This window comes from Sulfitobacter sp. 1A15258, assembly GCF_043557045.1.
Classification (GTDB): Bacteria; Pseudomonadota; Alphaproteobacteria; order Rhodobacterales; family Rhodobacteraceae; genus Sulfitobacter; species Sulfitobacter faviae.
The window spans coordinates 1-17,866 of sequence record NZ_JBIFFK010000014.1; the positions used below are offsets into that span (position 1 = coordinate 1).

The following is a 17,866-nucleotide window of genomic DNA, read 5'->3' on the forward strand; positions in this document are numbered from 1 at the left end:
CGGCGGCTTTGGCAGCGGCTTTCTTTGCCTCTCGTTGATCTCTGGCTTTCGCAGAGGCAAGCGCTCTACTTACGTTGCTTAGAAGCTTTTCAAGCTCCTTTCGGGACATTTTTTTCAGTTCGTCATTAGAGATCATAGGGATTCTTTCATTTGCAAATAGGATAGGCTTTCTATGTTTCATAGGCGCGTCAAACTATCTGTGCAAGATAGCCTTGCGATTTTAGGCACTTAACCGCGACGCACCGCGAGATTGTAGCTTTTAGAGTGCGCGCATCAACCACTGAGTTAAAAGAACAGAAGATCAATTTTGGGTAAGGTAACTTGGGATATCTATTGACTTGAAAGCGGAAAATCCTGACCATCAATCAATGTGATCCTTTATAGAAAGAGCTTCTTACCATGTTTTTCCGGAAAACTTGGTTGGTTGGACTGCTTATCGCAGCTCTTCCAGTCGGTGCAGCAGCAGACCCTCTTCCCTATGGCGCCAAAACGCCAACACCTCGTCAAATTATTGCAGCATACGTTGGAAAGACAGAAACTTGGGAAGCGGACTGCCAAGGTGGAATTTATTTTGGCGCAAACAGCCAAGCGCGCGCGTGGTGCGCGCAGAGCAGCGATAGCTTAGGTGCAGGCGAGTGGACCGTAGATAGCTATGGGCGTATGTGTCATAATCTTACATGGTACTGGCCCAATAATGGCCGTGCAGGTAGTTCGCCCGGCGAAAAAAGCTGCATATTGCATGTCGTCGATCGCTTTGACCGTGTTTGGCGCAGTTACCCGGGGCAAACGGAATGGTGGCCGATCAAGGGTGATAAAGCCCTTACACGGGGCTATACCTATCAGCGCGAAGTGTTGGCCCTTAAAAGGAAACTTGGCATATAATCGGCGGTATATTCCCGTGCATAGCCTTAGGGCGAAAACGGCTACAGCCGGAGCTGTAGCCGTTACTGGGATGATCGTGTGCTGCAGGGGACACGATCATCTTCTACCTTTTCTACATACGAAAATATGTCAACGATTCGATAAACGCCAAACTTCGACAACATATCTCAGGAGAGATGAGATCGAATCATAGGCGTTCAAAAAGATTCATTTTTTCTTTGTGTTCAACAGTTTGACTTAATATCCGTGAGGTATTCGTAAAGCGAAACAATCGTACAGCCTTAGGTTGTATATTTGGCTCAAAGTGGGCAAAAGCGTGACACATTCTTGCCGTTATCTATACTCGTTTTTGTATAGAATTGTAACGATGCGAGCACTGCTTCTCTGCCAGCAACAGCTTGCCAACCATATTTGAGCATATTCACGGCACGTCAAAAGCGGCTGCTTCTTTTGACGTTCCCAGTCTCGTGGCTTTCAAATGGTTGGCGGCGGTCGCTCGAGCATAACATCCGGGCGGCCTCACACTGCGCTTCTATACGGCAAGCTATAGATGCGAATACTCGATGTGGAACGCTAAGCGACAAGAGAAGAAGGCAAAGGGGCGCTTGAATGCGCATCGCGGCTATTATGAACCACGTGCAACTCGTGGTTTGTCTGACCGTGTTTTTTTTGACCCAAGCCGGCGGCGGAAAGCGCGTGTTATATTCTCAGCTGGAACGCTTATTATTGGCGTCATCGCTTGGCTTGTATTCTTTGCGATCACTGTTGGATTGGATGGAGGACTTGAAGCTGCTCTACCGGAACCCATTAGCACTCTAAAGGGACATACAGCCTCTCCCAGAAACAGCCTTCTGGTAGAAGAAGAGCATGGCTTTGATATGCCGGCGATCGACCTTTACGCTCAACAAGAACTACAAAAGTATCAGTGCTTGAACAGGGCGGGGCAAGGTGCAGCGCCATCCCAAACATTAAAGGTATATGCTGTCGTACCTGCGGAGCTTCCTTGGGCCACTCATTCACTTAATGATAGCTGCGATACTCTCCATGTTGCTATGCCTACTTGGTTTCATTTCACTGAGTTAGACGGTCATGTGCAAGTCGGGAAAGTAAGCCTTGAGACCCGCCAGCCGTTGCTTGAGCAGAGCGCCCGGGATGGCACCTTTGGCATTATGCCGGTCCTACAATGGGATGCGGCTGCGTTGGGGCTATTACGGGCCCCTAACGGCCCCGCGAAGGTGTCCGCTGCACTGGACGTCTTTTTGGATCAGCCTGCGCAAGCTATTGATGTGAAGGGTTACTGCATAGACGCAAGCTTGCTTGCTCTTGTTGAGGGGCAGACCTTTAGCGTTCTAAGTCGCCGGGTTACAAGCCAGTTAAAAAGCAGGGGGCTTGAAACATGCGTTAGGCTTCCAAGTAACGCTTCCGATGGCCTTTTAGTCATTGCGAACCGGTTCTTTGATACCGTTGTGGTCAAAGGTTACCAAGAGCATTGGATCGGGTCCGCCCCGCAACCGCTTGCAGGCAAGCGTTGGCTTGAAGAGCATATTAAGACCCTCAAGGAGCATGTGGCGCCTAGCAAACTTGTGGTTGAATTAGGAACCCACTCGATGGACTGGGTTTCTGGTAGCCCGCGTCCGGAAGTCCTACCCTTTGCAAAAGCGATGTCGGCGCTTGCCCAACATGATGCTTTTGCCACGCTCGTTCCCGCCGTGGGAAACACTCGGGCAAGCTATCTGGATTCAGGAGGTCTACAACACCAGCTATGGCTGCTTGATGCCATATCGGCGCACAATCAGATCCTTACCCTGAAAAAACACGGGATACAGGCTCTGAGTTTAAGTGGTTTAGGCTATGAAGATCCCGGGATTTGGGCGGTCTTGGATCAGACCACCCGCGGCATGACCTTGCCCCCGGTGGCCCTAAAGAGCGTTCTTTTGTCGAATTACGTAGCCCTCACAGGCAGCGGGCCTTTTGTTGCACCTCTCTCCATGCCTCAAATGGGCAAACGCACTATCAAAACTGACCCTGAAACAGGCGAAATTACGTCTGCAACCTATGATAAGATGCCTCAGGCGGCAGCTGGAAAACTCTATGGTGAAGGCGAACCGAACAAGGTTGTTCTTACCTTTGATGATGGTCCCCATCCCCAACATACGCCGGCTGCGCTGGACATTTTGCGCCAAACCCAGACACCCGCTTCTTTCTTCGTTCTAGGTAGCAGTGCATTAGCTTCGCCAGATCTGGTAAGACGCATTCTAGCAGAGGGACATGAGCTGGGCTCTCATACTTACTCGCATCCCAATATGGCAGAGATTTCCGCTTCCCGCGCCAAGATGGAAGCCAACTCCACACAGCTTTTGATAAACGGCATAACAGGCAAGAACATGCGCCTTTATCGTGAGCCTTACATGCGAAGCGGAGGGCCCATTACCTCCAGGGAGGTTGCCTCTTTGCTGCCTCTCGAAGAGGCCGGATATGTCATTGCAGGCATGAATATTGTTCCACGAGACTGGGTTGAGCAAACGTCCGATGAGCTTGCAGATGAGATCATTAGGCAAGTGGAGCTCAATGGGGGAGGCGTTGTGTTGCTTCATGACGGGGGAGGTGATCAGCACCAAACCGTCGCCGCTTTGCCACGTGTGATCTCTGAGCTGCGAGACAAAGGCTATACCTTCACAACCCTTGCAGACCTATTGGGCGTTTCGCCCGATATCCTTCTACCAGACGGAGACCCGATGACCGCAACGCTTGGCAATGTCTCATTCTTTGCGATGGGAAGCGGCTGGACTGTTCTTCAAATAGCGTTCTGGACTGTCTTCGCAGTTGGTGTCGCTCGCTCAGCAAGCCTGCTTCTTCTGGCAGCGCGCCGTCAACGTCATACCACCACACCCTCAGGTCATGAACCTTCAGTTACAATCGTGATCCCCGCTTACAACGAAGAGCAGGTAATTGAGCAGTGCATCCGAAAAGCTTTGTTATCTGAGTACCCGGATTTTGATATTATCGTCGTCGACGATGGGTCGTCAGATGACACCTATTTAAAAGCGGCCAGTTTCTTGTACCATCCCCTTGTGACTGTTCTGAAACAGCCTAACCGCGGCAAAGCTGCAGCGCTTAACGCAGCCCTTGATGAATCCCAAAGTGACATTTTGATCTGTATTGATGCAGATTCTCAAATAGCGCCCGATGCGGTCCGCCTGTTAGCCGCGCATTTTGAGAGTCCAAACGTCGGGGCTGTGGCTGGCAAAGTAGTCGTTGGCAATCGGCGCAATCTGCTCACCCGGCTACAGGCCCTCGAGTATGTCACATCTCAAGCCATAGAACGGCGGGCAAAAGAATACATCAACGCAATCACCGTTGTTCCGGGCGCGATTGGCGCATGGCGGACTACGGCATTGATGGAAGCTGGTATCTTCTCGACAGAAACCCTTACGGAAGATGCAGATATGACAATGGCCATCATCCGGTCAAAATACAAAGTGCTCTATGAAGACCGCGCTATCGCACGAACAGAAGTCCCGGCTTCTCTCACAGCGCTTATGACACAGCGACTACGCTGGTCACTGGGAATGATGCAAGCTGGCTGGAAACATTTGGGTGCCACTATGGAAGGGCGTGCTTTGGGGTTGGTCGCGCTTCCAGATCTCGCAGTTTTTGGTTACCTCATGCCTCTCTTGGCGCCTTTGGCGGACTTGTTCATAGTAATCCTTATCGTGGAATTTGTGACGGATTTGGGAACGGCAGACGAACATGCGAAGGTTATAACCAATCCATTGCTTATTGCTTACCTGATGCTTCCGGCACTGGAGATGCTCAGCGCTATTAGCGCATTCCGTTTGGATGCTCCGGAGGATCGACGACTCCTGCTATTGCTCCCCCTTCAGCGGCTCTTTTATCGTCAGATCTTATATCTATCCGTGATCCGTGCGGTGTGGCGGGCTGCTACGGGCTCCTTGGCCAACTGGGGGCGTATGACCCGCGTAGGTTTCCAGTTTGACACGGCAAAGAGAGCATCATGAAGCGTCGGACATTCCTGAAATGGGGGGGGGCAGCCCCGCTGCTCCTTTCTGGAGTCTCCGCTGCAGGAGGCACTGCGGTCAAACCTCAGAATACCCTTGTGATCCTTGATGGGCTGGACAGCAGCACATCCCCCCCGCGAACCGCCATCGTGTTAGATGCTTTCGCCCGCAGTGGCTTGCCGGTCACTTGCTTGCTTGATCCTGACCAAAGTCAGTTGAGGCCAAACAGCGCGCTTTCTCGCGCCTTAACAGAACGCGCAGAGAGAACGCCGGGGCTGATGCAGGTCGTGCCTTGGGTGAAACAGTTAGGCGGTATGACCCCTTACTCCCAAGCTCGGGCCGCTTACGACGCTCGCCGTGCTTTGGCGGCAATTTTGTGGGGGAATGACGCTCCGCAATCGCTACATATAGCTGCAAGCCAAACCATCGCCTGTGACATGCGGCCCGTAGCAATGGCTCCTTCGGGCCTGCGCGCTTCCGGCATTCGGAATGTTTTAATGCGTCCCGCCGTCGACGCTGGGGTGCGACCAGAAGCTTGGGACAATGGTGTAGTCAGAATAATAGGTGGCCAAAGGGTTCAGCTGCAGCCCTCGCAAACAGCCTATAGCTCGCTAGAAAACCAATCCGTAGAGAGGGTCTACTACCTATCGTCGCATGACTTCTCAAACCTGCCTCTGGCCCGCCTTCAAGCAGCAGCCACTGCTTTTGCTCAGCAAGTGCTGTTTCCCGACGAGGGGCCTTGGGTAAGCGCCATCCTCGCTTCTGATATTCAGTTCCGGGATGCTTATGACTATCAGCGCTATGTAGGGGTTCATTTTACTCTACGGTCAGACGCGACAGAGAAAGAACGAGAAGCTCTAATGCGCTTTCGGCAGGAGCTGGCTTTTGAAGGCTTGTCATCCAGCTTTAGTGAGAAGAGCTCAGCAGAAAGCAATTTTCAATACTGGGCCAATCTAAAAGAAAACAATCCTTTAGATGAGCCTTTGACAGCATTGGGGTCCCTTGGGCAGGTGCCGTCTTCCTCCGCACACGCATCGACACTAAAAAGGTACGGCATTGCGATTGAACTTAGCCAGAAGCGCGACGTGGGCTTAGGCGCCGACAACACATTGCGAATACCTTCTGTACACGTACAGAACGTCAGGACAGTAAGCGATACTTTGCAAGCCTCTATGGGGGCGGCCGACTCTGTTCTCTCAATCCCTACAGAAATTCTGCAGAGCAAAGCCCATCAGAAGATGGTCAAAGACGCTCTGCAAGCGATTCAAAATGATGGGCTTTCCCAGGTCATCTCACTCTCAGACTATGTCGGGCGCCTCGTGCCGACCGACTCCTACACCACACATTTTCGCAGAACAGAGGCTTATCAGCCCTACATATCGCAACAGCCCCAGATCCCGAATGTAGCAGAGCGGGAAATGCTGATGAATGACGCTAAAGTTGCATGGTCGTACTTCGAGAAATGGACCAACCCCAAAACCGGGCTTTGCCCTGCTACAGCGAATTTTTCAAAAACCAACCCAAGGCTACATAAAGCCGTGACGATGTGGGATGTGGGAAGTCACATCTTCGCGTTGCTAGCAGCCGTAGACTTAAAGCTTATTTCAGAACAGCACTTTCGCAACGCCATTGAAAAGATCTTACCCAACATCGCAGGCCGCCGTTCCCAAGGTCGGCTTCTACCGCAGGGGTGGATCGTAACAAACAAGTTCAAATGGGGAAATCGAAACTTTGACGGCTGCGATGCAGGTCGCCTTCTAGCAGCCTTGTACAGCTTAGATACCCATCCTTTATCCAAAGGCCTCGCCACAAGCACCGTCGCGTCTTGGGACCTTAAGGATGTTGTTAGCGATGGGATCGTCCATTCAGTTGAAGAGGGAGCGCTGGTTTCCACCTTTAGATCTCATTGTGCACATTACGCGGCTTGGGCTTTCCGAATATGGGGCATAGAAGCCAAGTCGCCCTATGAAGTGCTCAAGGGAAAAAGCGCCTCAGATGGTCAGATGTCCCTGCTAGAAGTGTGTGGGCATATAGGCCCAATGGGCGCCGAACCCCTCCTGATGGAGGCGCTAGAGTTCGGTATGTCGCCGGAAGCAGCATATCTCGCCGATGTTCTCTTTGCTGCTCAGGTTGAAGAATACGATGAAACAGGAAGGTTGATCTGCGTCTCCGAGGGGCCGATCAACAGCAGACCTTGGTTTTTGTACCAGGGTCTGCAATTTGACGCCCCAGGACGCGTTTGGGCGATTGATACAGTCGGCGGTTTAGAAGAGTATCGCACCAAAGCGTTCCGAAAAGAACATCTCGCGATCAGCTCAAAGGCTGCATACCTATGGTCTGCATACAAAGACCACGCATGGAGCGAAAAACTTCTCTCCTTCGTAAGAGAAACAGCTCAAACCCCTTATGGATTTGCTTCAAGCATCAATGAGCAAACTAGGAGGCCGAGCAGCACTTATAGCGACATCAATACGAACGCCGTCATCCTGCAGTCTATCGCTGCCATGCTGAAGTAACGCGCCTAAGGCAGCACAACCCATTTTGGGAACACATTTGGCGGCAGCCCCGCGTTTCTACGGGGAGGCAAAAGTTAAAATCTGGGGGAAATCATCGTCGCAAGAATAGGATGGCTAAGACATTCTCTTCTAAGCCAAAGCGTTTCGCTCGCGCTGGAATGGGGCGGTTAGAGTAGGCTGGGTTGTTCTAACCGCAGCTATATCCTATATCCAGGCTGGCCATCGTTGCTTTGCCTACGATCAGAACTGCCGCCAACAACTTGATCAGCGATACCGTGGTAGGTATTTACTTGCAGGCCGCTCACCGTCACTAGCCTAAAGAGAGGGGAGCGCTATCGCCGCCTTTGTGGTGTTTGTAAAAGCAGGGCTGGTCGGAGGCCTATATTTGTGCATATAGGTAAGCTTATAAGATGCGTCATTTTTCAGTATTTTGACGCGCAGGGAAGATGTCTGTGCGTACCTGACACCTGAGTTTCAGGATGCGAAGCTTACATTGAATAAGGATATTCCAGTGCAACGTCTACGAGCGGCTTGTGTTTTTGCAATTTTTTCCATGATGGGTGGGCTTGCTGGTTGTGGCTTTACCCCAGTTTACGGGACTGGATCGGAAATTGGTCAAACGTTGAGTGACATTCGCGTCGCGGCTCCGAACAACCGTGAGGAATATATGTTCGTCCGCAATTTGGAGGAACGTCTTATGCGTAATCCTCAAGCTCAAAAAACCTTGAAATATAACTTATCGCTCTCTGAAGTAGGACTGGATATCATGGATGTAAGTCGCAGTCAGGTTCTTGGAAAGGTAAGCTATCAACTGTTTGACGACACGGACGGAAAAGTGGTGGTCTCAGGGACCGTAGAGTCTTTTACCTCTTTTTCGACAGTAGACGATTTTCCTTCGTTAATGCGAAACAGCGCTCAAGAGCGGTTGCTTAACATTCTTGCCGATCGGGTCATGTCAGACTTAACGGCGAAATTGGCCATGATTTGATTTCTTGCTGGCGCCCCATCTGTGGAGTTAGCTTCCTTGAGCATGAGCCGGCAAACACTTGCATCCGACGTTCAGAGGCTATTGCCATTCGATTTTAAGTTGGCTTCGTCTGGTCTGTCTGCTTCGTAGCTCTTCGATATCACTATTATGGCCCCGTCCGATCCGGAATTCCAAAGTAGTGGACGCCAAGAATCCAAGGGTGGTGAGAGCTGCGAGGTTCAGCTCCTTTGCGTGCTTGATGCGATCGTCACGCCATAGCAAAGGGATCGTCTAGAACGCCCACAATGGGCATTAAGAAGTCGCCGGTGGTCGCATTGAGAGCGTCTGCATAGAAGCTATCTGCAGCGTTAATGGCCGCATCTACTCCTGCTTCAGAGCCGTCATAGAAGTCCATGACTTCTATGGCATTATCGACGTCAGACATGCCTTTGGTGACCGCGAAATAGGCGCCTACGTCCGTCTTCGTTTCCAGGTATTGTTGGTCAAGTGCAGATTGGCGGGTAGCGTTACTCGGATACTTGGCACCATTAAGAATTGCCAAGATGAAAATACCCGACGTGATGTCGGGGTTATTTTGCAGCTCATCCACCCAGTAGTCGAAGCCGCTTTGATCTGCTGTGCGCCCAAGCACATTGTTGTAAACGGCGGCAACGAAGGCAGGCACATTTGTCAGGTTCCCTTCTGTGTCCAAAACGGTCTCATATGTGCTGCGTGTCTCGGGCTGTACGAAGAAGCTTTCTGCCATTTCAGGAAGGGTGTAGCCTTTGGAGAATTCGGTGCCCCAGTAGTTCAAGCCTACGGCATCAGGGGCGCGATTGAAGTAGGCGATGTAGAGTTCCACCACATTTAACATGTCTGCCTCAGCCAGCCCTGCGGAGCCTCCGAAGAGCGACAAATCGAACTCATCGCCATTTATACCTGTGTCGAAGCTTAGAAACTCAATGTCGGATAATGTGTCTGTGCCATTTTGGTCCGGGCGTCGATCGGTAAGGGTGGCGTGGTTTGCGCTGAGCGTCAGTGTATAGCTGTTTTGGGGACCGGTATAGCTGACCGTATCAATGCCTCCGCCGCCGTTTACGATTTGGTTTCCGTGATTTGCAATGATCAAATCAACACCGTTGGTGCCGATGTAGTGTTCGATCTCGGTACCAGGCTGGATCTGCAGCCGGGGCAGGGGGGAGGAGGGGGTAATGGCATCTGCCCAAGCGCCTTGAGTCCGATCATAAATCTCAATTTTCTGCACGGTGTCGAGGAATAGTCCTTCGTGGAAATTGAATATTGTTGGGCCCTTTTGATTCAATCCGCTTGCGTCAATAGTATCGGTACCGCCAGTGTCGACCAAAGTAATGGGCGTAAGGATCGACATGTTCCAGACTGTGCCTTCCTTGTTCATGCCCCCATGTTCGTTGACCACGAAGATATTATCGTCAGCTGATACCCGGGTGCCATAGAGAGCTTGTAGGGCGGCAATGTCGAGCGCTTGGAACCCTGTAACAAAACTCCTTTGTGTAGAGTCGCTGTCGAACAGGACGCTGTTGTAGGACATGGTGGTCATAAGCCGCATGTCATGGGGGGTTTCAGAAAAGGCGGGCAGCTCGCCTCCCCAAGGGTGGCTCAGACCAATCGCATGGCCAATCTCATGGGCGAGAATATAATGAAAGTCTTCGCGCTCTGTTTGGAGGCGCGCGTCCACATTGAGAAATACTGCTTGATCGCCGCGGAAGGGGTAGTTCGCATAGCCTCCCACCTCCATGTTGTGAAAGCCAAAGCCCATTTGCCCATTATTGCTTCCTACCTCCTCAAAAGTCAGGTTCGAGAAGCTTTCGACGTAGTCCAAGTAGAACTTCACCGCCTGTTGTTCCGCGGGTGAGAACGCTTCAAATACGAAGGGTGCACCTTCAGCCAAGTATTCTTGTGAAAGTCGGCCATCTTCATGGGTCAGGAAGCTGTAGGTGACGGTCATTTTGTGATGCGTGTAACCACTGTTCAGGGCTGCCCAGTTCTCGCGGAGAAAGGTGGTTTTTTCCGTATCAGAGAGTTGAAAATATGACGTCATTGTTCTTCCAGAACAGGGGTAGATGGTGAGAGCAGCACGCTAAGTGATGTGGTGAACCTGCTTGGTGTGCTGTTAGATTGAGCGGTTTCGGCGACCTGATAAGCTTTTCCTGAAGGAATCTTGCGGCATAAGTGTGACCTTATGCGTGTTTTGGTTAAGACGCTTTAAAGAATACCAGTATGTCGCAGATATTGTAGTATCTTCTGAGGGCGAACGGCCTCGCAAGCATTTGTGGCTCTGCTTGACACAAAAGAGGTGGAAACCTAGCAGTAGAGTGAAGGTGATACACCTATAACTAGATCGAGCGTGAAGCCAATTTTTTGACCGATAACCTCGTCGGGAAAGATGTGAAGGTAATTGCGCGCAGGCGATAGGCAGCTGAGCAATGAATGTATTTAGGTTCAAGAGTGCTGTGCGACGTGGTTTCACCGCATTGCCATTGGTACTGGTATTGATGATGCCACGTGCAGTGTTGGCTGAGAGTTTGGCTGATGCCTTGATTGGGGCATATCAACACTCAGGGCTGCTAGAGCAGAACAGGGCTTTGCTGCGGGCGGCAGATGAGGACGTGGCCGGCGCACAGGCGGCGCTAAAACCTGTGCTGCGTTGGGCGGGTGGTTTGACGCAGAATTTTGGCACGCTCCGGAACTCTGGCATCCAAGTTGGGCAGTCGACTGAAAGTCTCACGGCCTCAATCAATCTGATTGCAGAGTTGTTGGTTTACGACTTTGGGGCCAGTCAGTACCGGGTCGAGGCTGCTAAGGAGACCGTGCTGGCCACGCGACAGACATTGCTCGACATCGAGCAGCGCGTGCTCTTGCGTGCTGTTGCGGCTTATATGGGGGTTATTGAAGCCTCTGACGTTGTAGCGTTGCGCAACAAGAACTTGCAGTTCCTCGTCGAAGAGCTGCGTGCGACGCGCGATCGCCTTGAAGTTGGTGAAGTAACAAATACTGACGTAGCGCTTGCTCAGGCGCAGCTCGCGCAGGCGCGCAGTAATTTGGCCGGTGCGGAAGGGGAGTTGCTGCGTGCGGTTGAGGAATACCGTACGGCCATAGGCCACAAGCCTGGCAATCTTCGCCCGCCACCGCGCCTGCCTGAAGTCGAGGCGAGCCTCAAGGCGGCCAAGGCGCTTGCCGTGCGCCGGCACCCTTCCGTTTTGGCCGCGCAACATCAAGTGTCAGCCTCCCGCCTGGCAGTAAGCGCCAACCAAGCAGCGATGGCGCCTCGGGTGACGCTTCAAGGGAATTATGGTCTGACGGAGACGTTCAATGATAAGACCTACACTCGCGGTGGAAATGTAGGGCTGGAAGCCAGTCAAACAATTTATCAGGGCGGCGCGCTGTCTTCTGCGGTGCGGCGTGCGATGGCGCAGCATGATAGTCAACGTGCCAACCTTCATGTTGTCAGTCAGAATGTTGCGCAGGATGTCGGCAATGCTTACGCGGGGCTGGCTTCCGCCCGGGCGCAATTGGAGGCTTCGGAGCGCCAAATTCGAGCGGCGCGTACAGCTTTTGAGGGGGTGCGTGAAGAAGCAAAGCTAGGTGCGCGCACCACACTTGATGTCCTTGATGCGGAGCAGGCCCTGCTGGACGCGGAATCAACGCGTGTTGCAGCGCGTGCCAATCTTTATGTTGCGGCCTATTTCGTATTGTCAGCCACAGGGCGTTTGACGGCAAAGGACTTGGGGTTGCCGGTGCAAATCTACGATGCAGCGGCCTATTACACCCTCGTTAAAGACAGTCCTGCGAAGTATTCCAAGCAGGGCCAGGCGCTTGATCGCGTGCTGCGCAGTCTCCAAAAAAACTGAACGCGCGGGGCGGCCCTTTCTCTGCTTTGCGGTGTTCAAGGGCGCCTGCGAGAGATTTCAGGTCTTCTCCATCAAGACCGAATTGCCGCATGAGAGGCCTGCACCGGTTGGCGATGAGTGAGGCCATCTCTCGCGTCCGCATGCGCTTCGTGCTTCGATAGATCGAAGAACTCCGCAGCCGTCACCGCAAGATCGTGACGCCTTAGGGCTTTACGCGATCTTAGCCTAACCGGTCGAAGGTAATGCCGTTTGTTGCCTGTGGGGAGACAATAAAGTGCATCCTGTATAACGCGTCGAATCGCAAGTCTTGCCGCAGCCTGCACGGCTATCCACAGTGGCGGCGATAAATGACTGAATAGTTCCAAATGTTTTGCCGGTTTGGAAACGCCGGAGTCGGAAATAAGGTCAAATTGCGGCTTTGTTTCCGAAGTGCGCACAATATAGCGCTCGCGCTTGACCTGTGTTCTCGGAGCCAGATAGCGTCGTCTTAGGGCCTCTTTTAGAGGAGAGCTGGATGTGGGTTTGCCACAAGAGGCGCTGCTCTCCCGTCCGACCCGATATGATACTTCGGCTGCCCAAGCATGGCGGTCCCTTGATCAAGGAACGCGCAATGACGGCATCACATCGGACCAAAGGACTCCGCTGGGACTGCGCAGCCGGGATGACAGGGGCAAGTGCGCGAGGCATGACTGGGCCGCAGGGAGCTTTGGTGCCAGATACGCTGCACGACTGCGACCAAATCGCCGTGGTTTATGATAAGGGTCAGCGGCCGCCTGAAATCACCATCGCGCGGGTCTCAGGTACCGTACATACGGTGCTGGCCGATGGCGTCGCCGTGGCTGTGGTGGCGCGGGCCAATGGCCCGGCGCCTTCTGTTGCTGACATACTGTTGGTCGAGCGTTCCTGCTAAGCGTCGCTCTAACTTGGGGGCTGAGTGAAGACCGTTCCCCGTCTTTGGCGCCGGCCTGCGATCTGCGGCGGCGGTCGGTTATGAGGGCAAAAAGCTAGCTTGTAACGCTGCTCTTTTTCGCTCCCTGTTAGCATTGCCCGACTCATTGCTGATCCAGAGGACGCTCTGGCCAGAAGCTAAGAGAAGATGTTTCCAAAAACACAGCCTGAAGTTGAAAAGAAGCGCTGCACCACGCGCCAGAGCCCTTAGAAGGGTGCGGGGCGGCGTGGCTGAGATTGAGGGTTTTACAGAGCATTTTCCTTCGGCTGTTCTGTGCCCCGCGCGCCATGGCGCTTGGGCCTCAGGGGCGGTTGCGCTTGGCCCTCTTCTAGGGTTGCTTTTTCTGCATCTTCAGATGTTCGTGGTGCATTAACGGAAGGCCGCATCACTCTGTTGTGCCTGAGTTTTACGGTTCTGGTTGGCTTCGTTCGAAGGGTATTCTCTATGCTGCTGCGCTTGGCGGAACCTTCTTAGGCTGGCCCCACACTCTGACCTGCGGCGCTGTATGTAACGCAGTCTCTGTAAAGAGGTTTTCATCGGGAGGGGTATGAAATCTACTATACAGTTTATGATTGCGCGAAGTGTACAGTTGAAGTAATACCGTGGACCTAAGGGCCAAAGGCTCTGTTCGGTCGTGCCTGTAGGGCAACGTTGGTGACCGAGGCATTTTCGAGCAGTGAACACGGTTCACAATTTTCTGGAGGGATCTCACCCATGGCTACGCAAGCCCAAATCGATCAGATCGTACAGCTGTACATCGGCTACTTTGATCGCGCCCCCGATCCGTCGGGTCTCGCATATTGGATCAATGAGCTGGACAATAACCCGAACATGTCCTTTGTGGATATTGCCCAGTCGTTCTCGGTTCAGCCCGAAGCGACAGCTCTTTACCCGTTCCTGGCGAACCCGCAAGTGGCTTCCCCGGAGGCCTTCATCACAGCGGTTTACCTGAACTTGTTCAACCGCGCGCCTGATGCCGAAGGCCTGGCGTACTGGGAAGGTGAGCTTGCCGCCGGTAAGTCCCCCGGCCGAATGATCATCGACATTCAGTCCGGTGCTCAGAATTCCGCTGATGGCCAAGACCTCACCATCCTCAACAACAAGACAGAAGTTGCGCTTGATTGGGTTCAGTCCGCTGCTGACATTCCTGGCTTCTCCTATGTTGACGCAGACGACGCGATCATTGCTTCCGCTGAGGCTTCCGCTAAAGGCGTTCTGGACGGAGTGGATGCGACAGCTGAATCTGTTGCTGAAGGCAAAGCTGAAACCGATGCCTATGTCGACTCCTACGGTGAAACACCGGCTGGCTCCACTGTCCTGACCGTTGGCGTTGATGATCTGACCGGCACCTCCGGCGATGACGTGTTCACGGCACCGCTCGCACAAAACGATCTGGGTGCAGTAACCAATACCTTCGAATCCGGTGACACACTGGACGGTGGTGAAGGCATGGATACGCTGAACGTGGACATGACGCTGACCACTTCTGGTGGCGTTCCTGTTGGCCCGGCGATTTCTGCCACAACAAACGGCATCGAGGTTGTGAACCTGCGTGAGCAGACCCTCAACATCGACACTGGCTTCAACGGCTCCAAGATCGACGCCGAAAAGATGACTGGTGTCGAGCAGTGGTGGTCTGACAACAGCCGCAGCAACATCCAGATCGAAGACATTCGCTCCAAGCCGATGGACACGGCCTTTGGTCTGAACGAAACCGATCCTTACGCCGGTCTGACAGCCTTCATTAACGCCAACTACTTGGAAGGCGACGTGGATTCTGAATCCATCCTGACGCTGACCATCCAGGAAATTAACGCAGACGTGTTGGTTCCCGGTGCTGAGCTGTCCAACATTGCTGTTGGCAAAGTGACCTTTGAGCTGGACGGTACTGAGTACGAGCTGGAATCTGACGCCATTTCCGCAGCCGACACTTGGGCCGATCTGGAAACCGCTCTGACAGCTCAGATCGATGCCACCGCTGGCCTGGAAAACCTGACCGTGACACATGTTGGCGACGGTGTGTTCACCATCTCTGACAGCGAAGGCGGTGCATTGAATGCAGACCCGGCCACAGCTGTTCTGCTGGGCTTTACCGGCATCGACGTGCGTAACCGCGTTGAAGTTGGCGAAAACCTCGAAATGCTGCCGACACGTACTTCCGTGTTCCTTGACGACGCCGGTAACGGCTCTCAGGGTGGCCTAGTCAACATCGCAGGCATGTCCGGCGAGCGCGGCATCGAAGTGATGGACGTTGTTGTCGATGATGACAGCCACATCTCTTCGTTGCGCTCGTTGAATCGCGGTGATGTGAATGCCGAAGAGAACCTGGAAGTTGTGAATGTGACGCGCGGCAATGCCGACGGCACGCAGGACACTGGCGATCTGAAGATTGGCGTTCGCACCATCAGCAACAGCGGTGAAGAAACCACCACCGATGGGCGCATGTCCACCAATGTTACCGGGACCTCGCCAGGTCTGTTTGGGGTGAATGGTTTGCAGAACGTCCGCGTCTTCAATGCTGAAGGCTTTGATGGCCACATGATGGTTGCTGCAGACTTGCTCAGTGTCGATGTCTTCGACAAGTACCTCGATCCGGACATCGGCGTTCAACAGTTCACCTACCACATGGGTGATGCAGGTTCGAACCTCAGCTTGTTTGTCTCCACTGACGTTGCGGCAGATGATGACTTCACGCTCGACCTGATTGGCGGGGACGGCGACGACCGTTTCAACCTTAGCGGTATGGACATGAAGGACAGCATCTCCATTGACGGCGAAGGTGGCGTGAACACTGTCGAAGTCAGCACATCTGTTGATGGTTTTGTCGATGCAGGCACTGGCAATGTTCGCGCTTGGGAAAGCTTTACCAACGTGAACAATCTTGTCGTCGCGGGCAATGCTGCCACCGCACAAGATTTCATCGATGGTAACATGATGGGTCTCGACACGGTGGCCATTGCGACCACCGGTGGTGTGGGCACAACTCTGCGCAATCTGGATGAAGGCACGGATGCAATTATTTCTGGTCGCAATCAGACGCTGAACGCCTTTGGTAACAACAACGCTCCTCAGGGCTTCGGCACAATCAATCTGGATGAGCTCCAGGATGAAGCCGGTGTTTCTACCGCGACTGTCGTTCTGGAAAACACAGCGCGTACCAATGGGCAGCTGACCGTCAACAACTTGTTGGTCACCAACCCTGAAGCAGGCGTTAACGCTCTGGAAATCCAGTCCAACGGTCGGGCCCAAACGACCAACCAGGTGACTTCGTTCAACGCCGCGGCGCTGAGCACATTGACCTTGGAAGGCACACAGGACCTGACAATCGGCGTGAACACCCTCGCCGATGCTAATGGTGCTGGTGCTGGTGCTGGTGCGGCGGCGACCATCGATGGTTCCGGTCTGGAGGGTGATCTGGTTCTGGCCACCAACGGCGGTGTTCTGAACAACGCAGGTGCTGACAGAGTGATCGGTACTGCAGGCGACAACGATACGCTGCAGCTCTCCGGCGCACTGACAGCAGGTGCTGTTATCTCGGGCTTCGAGACCATTCAGTTTGGCGCGCCGTTCAACGCCCCTCTTGCTGATGCTTCTGGTGTGTTCAATGCGGCAACAGCCAGCGGTGTTGAAGAGTATGTGATCAACCGCCTCAATGGTGACTTGGCTATGATTAACACCGGCGGTGACGAAGAGATCACGGTCAACACCGATGGGTCGACGGTTGAAGGCAATAGCCTGACATTTGTCGCGGCTTCTGCTAACAACAGCAATGAGCTGAACCTGAACTTTAAAGACCTCGTTCCGGGGACCCTTGAAGCCACAAACGATTTCAGTGCCGGAGCTACAAAGGATATTGAAATCGGGAACTACCGCACGATCAACCTGAACCTTGACGATGATCAGCCGACAGTGACGAACGCCTACACGTTTGAACTGATGCTGCTCGACGGCCAAGGCGAAGACCTCACCGTGCCAGCCAACTATGATGAGGCAACTGTGTTCGCACGGACGCTGAACATCACAGGTGGTGGTGACAATGGGGTCGGGACACCAGTTGACACTGTGACCGTCAACAGTGTGACTAACGTTCTGTCGCTGATCGACTTCTCTGACTATGAAGGCGAAGTTGCTGCTCTGAACTTGATCATGTTGGACCCCACCGTCGACCGGGACTCAAACACAGCTGGTAACCAGTTCGTGGACCGCAACGTGACCATCCGGTTTAACGATCAGAAAGCCTCTATCACGGAGACGGATGAAAATCCCCTTATTGACGATGGCATTGTGACTTACGAGTTTACATCTGACATCGCCACTGCAGGTGACGTATGGACAATCACTGGCTTTGACACTTTCCAGAACACCGGACTGTCAAGCTTGTCGATCCTCGACGTCTCTGGTTTGGGCATCTCCGGCCTTGCTGACCTGAGCATCGTTGATGATGGGACCGACACGATCATTACCGCAAATGATCCTGCAGCTTCGGGCCTCGACTTCGAGATCAAACTTGCCGGTCTCACCGGTGGTGGTACGAACGACCTCAACAACGAGAACTTCCAGTTCGCGTAAGCTAAAGTATAAAGGCGGGGGTTTTCCCTGTCGACGGAAAGCCCCCAGACATTCTGGGGGCTTTTTGCTTTCATTAA

At 53.1% G+C, this 17,866-nt stretch carries 8 protein-coding genes; 7 read left to right on the forward strand and 1 reads right to left on the reverse strand.

The annotated features are described in order from the left end of the window. Nucleotides 1-399: 399 nt before the first annotated feature. From ACGYK9_RS18330 to ACGYK9_RS18345, 4 genes are all read left to right on the forward strand, one after another. Nucleotides 400-882 (forward strand): DUF995 domain-containing protein, encoded by a 483-nt coding sequence (locus ACGYK9_RS18330; protein WP_394422659.1) that lies wholly within the window; start codon nucleotides 400-402, stop codon nucleotides 880-882. A 563-nt stretch (nucleotides 883-1,445) separates the two neighbouring features. Then, nucleotides 1,446-4,901 (forward strand): glycosyltransferase, encoded by a 3,456-nt coding sequence (locus tag ACGYK9_RS18335; RefSeq protein WP_394414761.1) that lies wholly within the window; start codon nucleotides 1,446-1,448, stop codon nucleotides 4,899-4,901. Next, entirely contained in the window at nucleotides 4,898-7,417 is a 2,520-nt protein-coding gene (locus tag ACGYK9_RS18340; protein ID WP_394422661.1) for a DUF3131 domain-containing protein, read from the forward strand. Before ACGYK9_RS18335 ends, ACGYK9_RS18340 begins: the two co-directional genes overlap by 4 nt. Before the next feature lie 511 nt (nucleotides 7,418-7,928). Continuing rightward, nucleotides 7,929-8,405: a hypothetical protein gene (locus ACGYK9_RS18345; protein ID WP_394414767.1), complete on the forward strand. Its 477-nt coding sequence runs from the start codon at nucleotides 7,929-7,931 to the stop codon at nucleotides 8,403-8,405. A 247-nt stretch (nucleotides 8,406-8,652) separates the two neighbouring features. On the opposite strand, the gene ACGYK9_RS18350 is transcribed toward ACGYK9_RS18345, so the two are convergent. Continuing rightward, the gene (locus tag ACGYK9_RS18350) at nucleotides 8,653-10,461 is read right to left on the reverse strand and encodes a DUF4214 domain-containing protein (RefSeq protein WP_394414770.1); all 1,809 of its coding nucleotides are present in this window, start codon (nucleotides 10,459-10,461) and stop codon (nucleotides 8,653-8,655) included. A 385-nt stretch (nucleotides 10,462-10,846) separates the two neighbouring features. On the opposite strand from ACGYK9_RS18350, the gene ACGYK9_RS18355 reads away from it, so the two are divergent. From ACGYK9_RS18355 to ACGYK9_RS18365, 3 genes are all read left to right on the forward strand, one after another. Then, entirely contained in the window at nucleotides 10,847-12,271 is a 1,425-nt protein-coding gene (locus ACGYK9_RS18355) for a TolC family outer membrane protein (protein WP_394414773.1), read from the forward strand. 709 nt (nucleotides 12,272-12,980) lie between these two features. Beyond that, the gene (locus ACGYK9_RS18360) at nucleotides 12,981-13,181 is read left to right on the forward strand and encodes a hypothetical protein (protein ID WP_394414776.1); all 201 of its coding nucleotides are present in this window, start codon (nucleotides 12,981-12,983) and stop codon (nucleotides 13,179-13,181) included. Nucleotides 13,182-13,934: 753 nt separating this feature from the next. Beyond that, nucleotides 13,935-17,789: a DUF4214 domain-containing protein gene (locus tag ACGYK9_RS18365; protein ID WP_394414779.1), complete on the forward strand. Its 3,855-nt coding sequence runs from the start codon at nucleotides 13,935-13,937 to the stop codon at nucleotides 17,787-17,789. The last annotated feature ends 77 nt before the right edge of the window (nucleotides 17,790-17,866 follow it).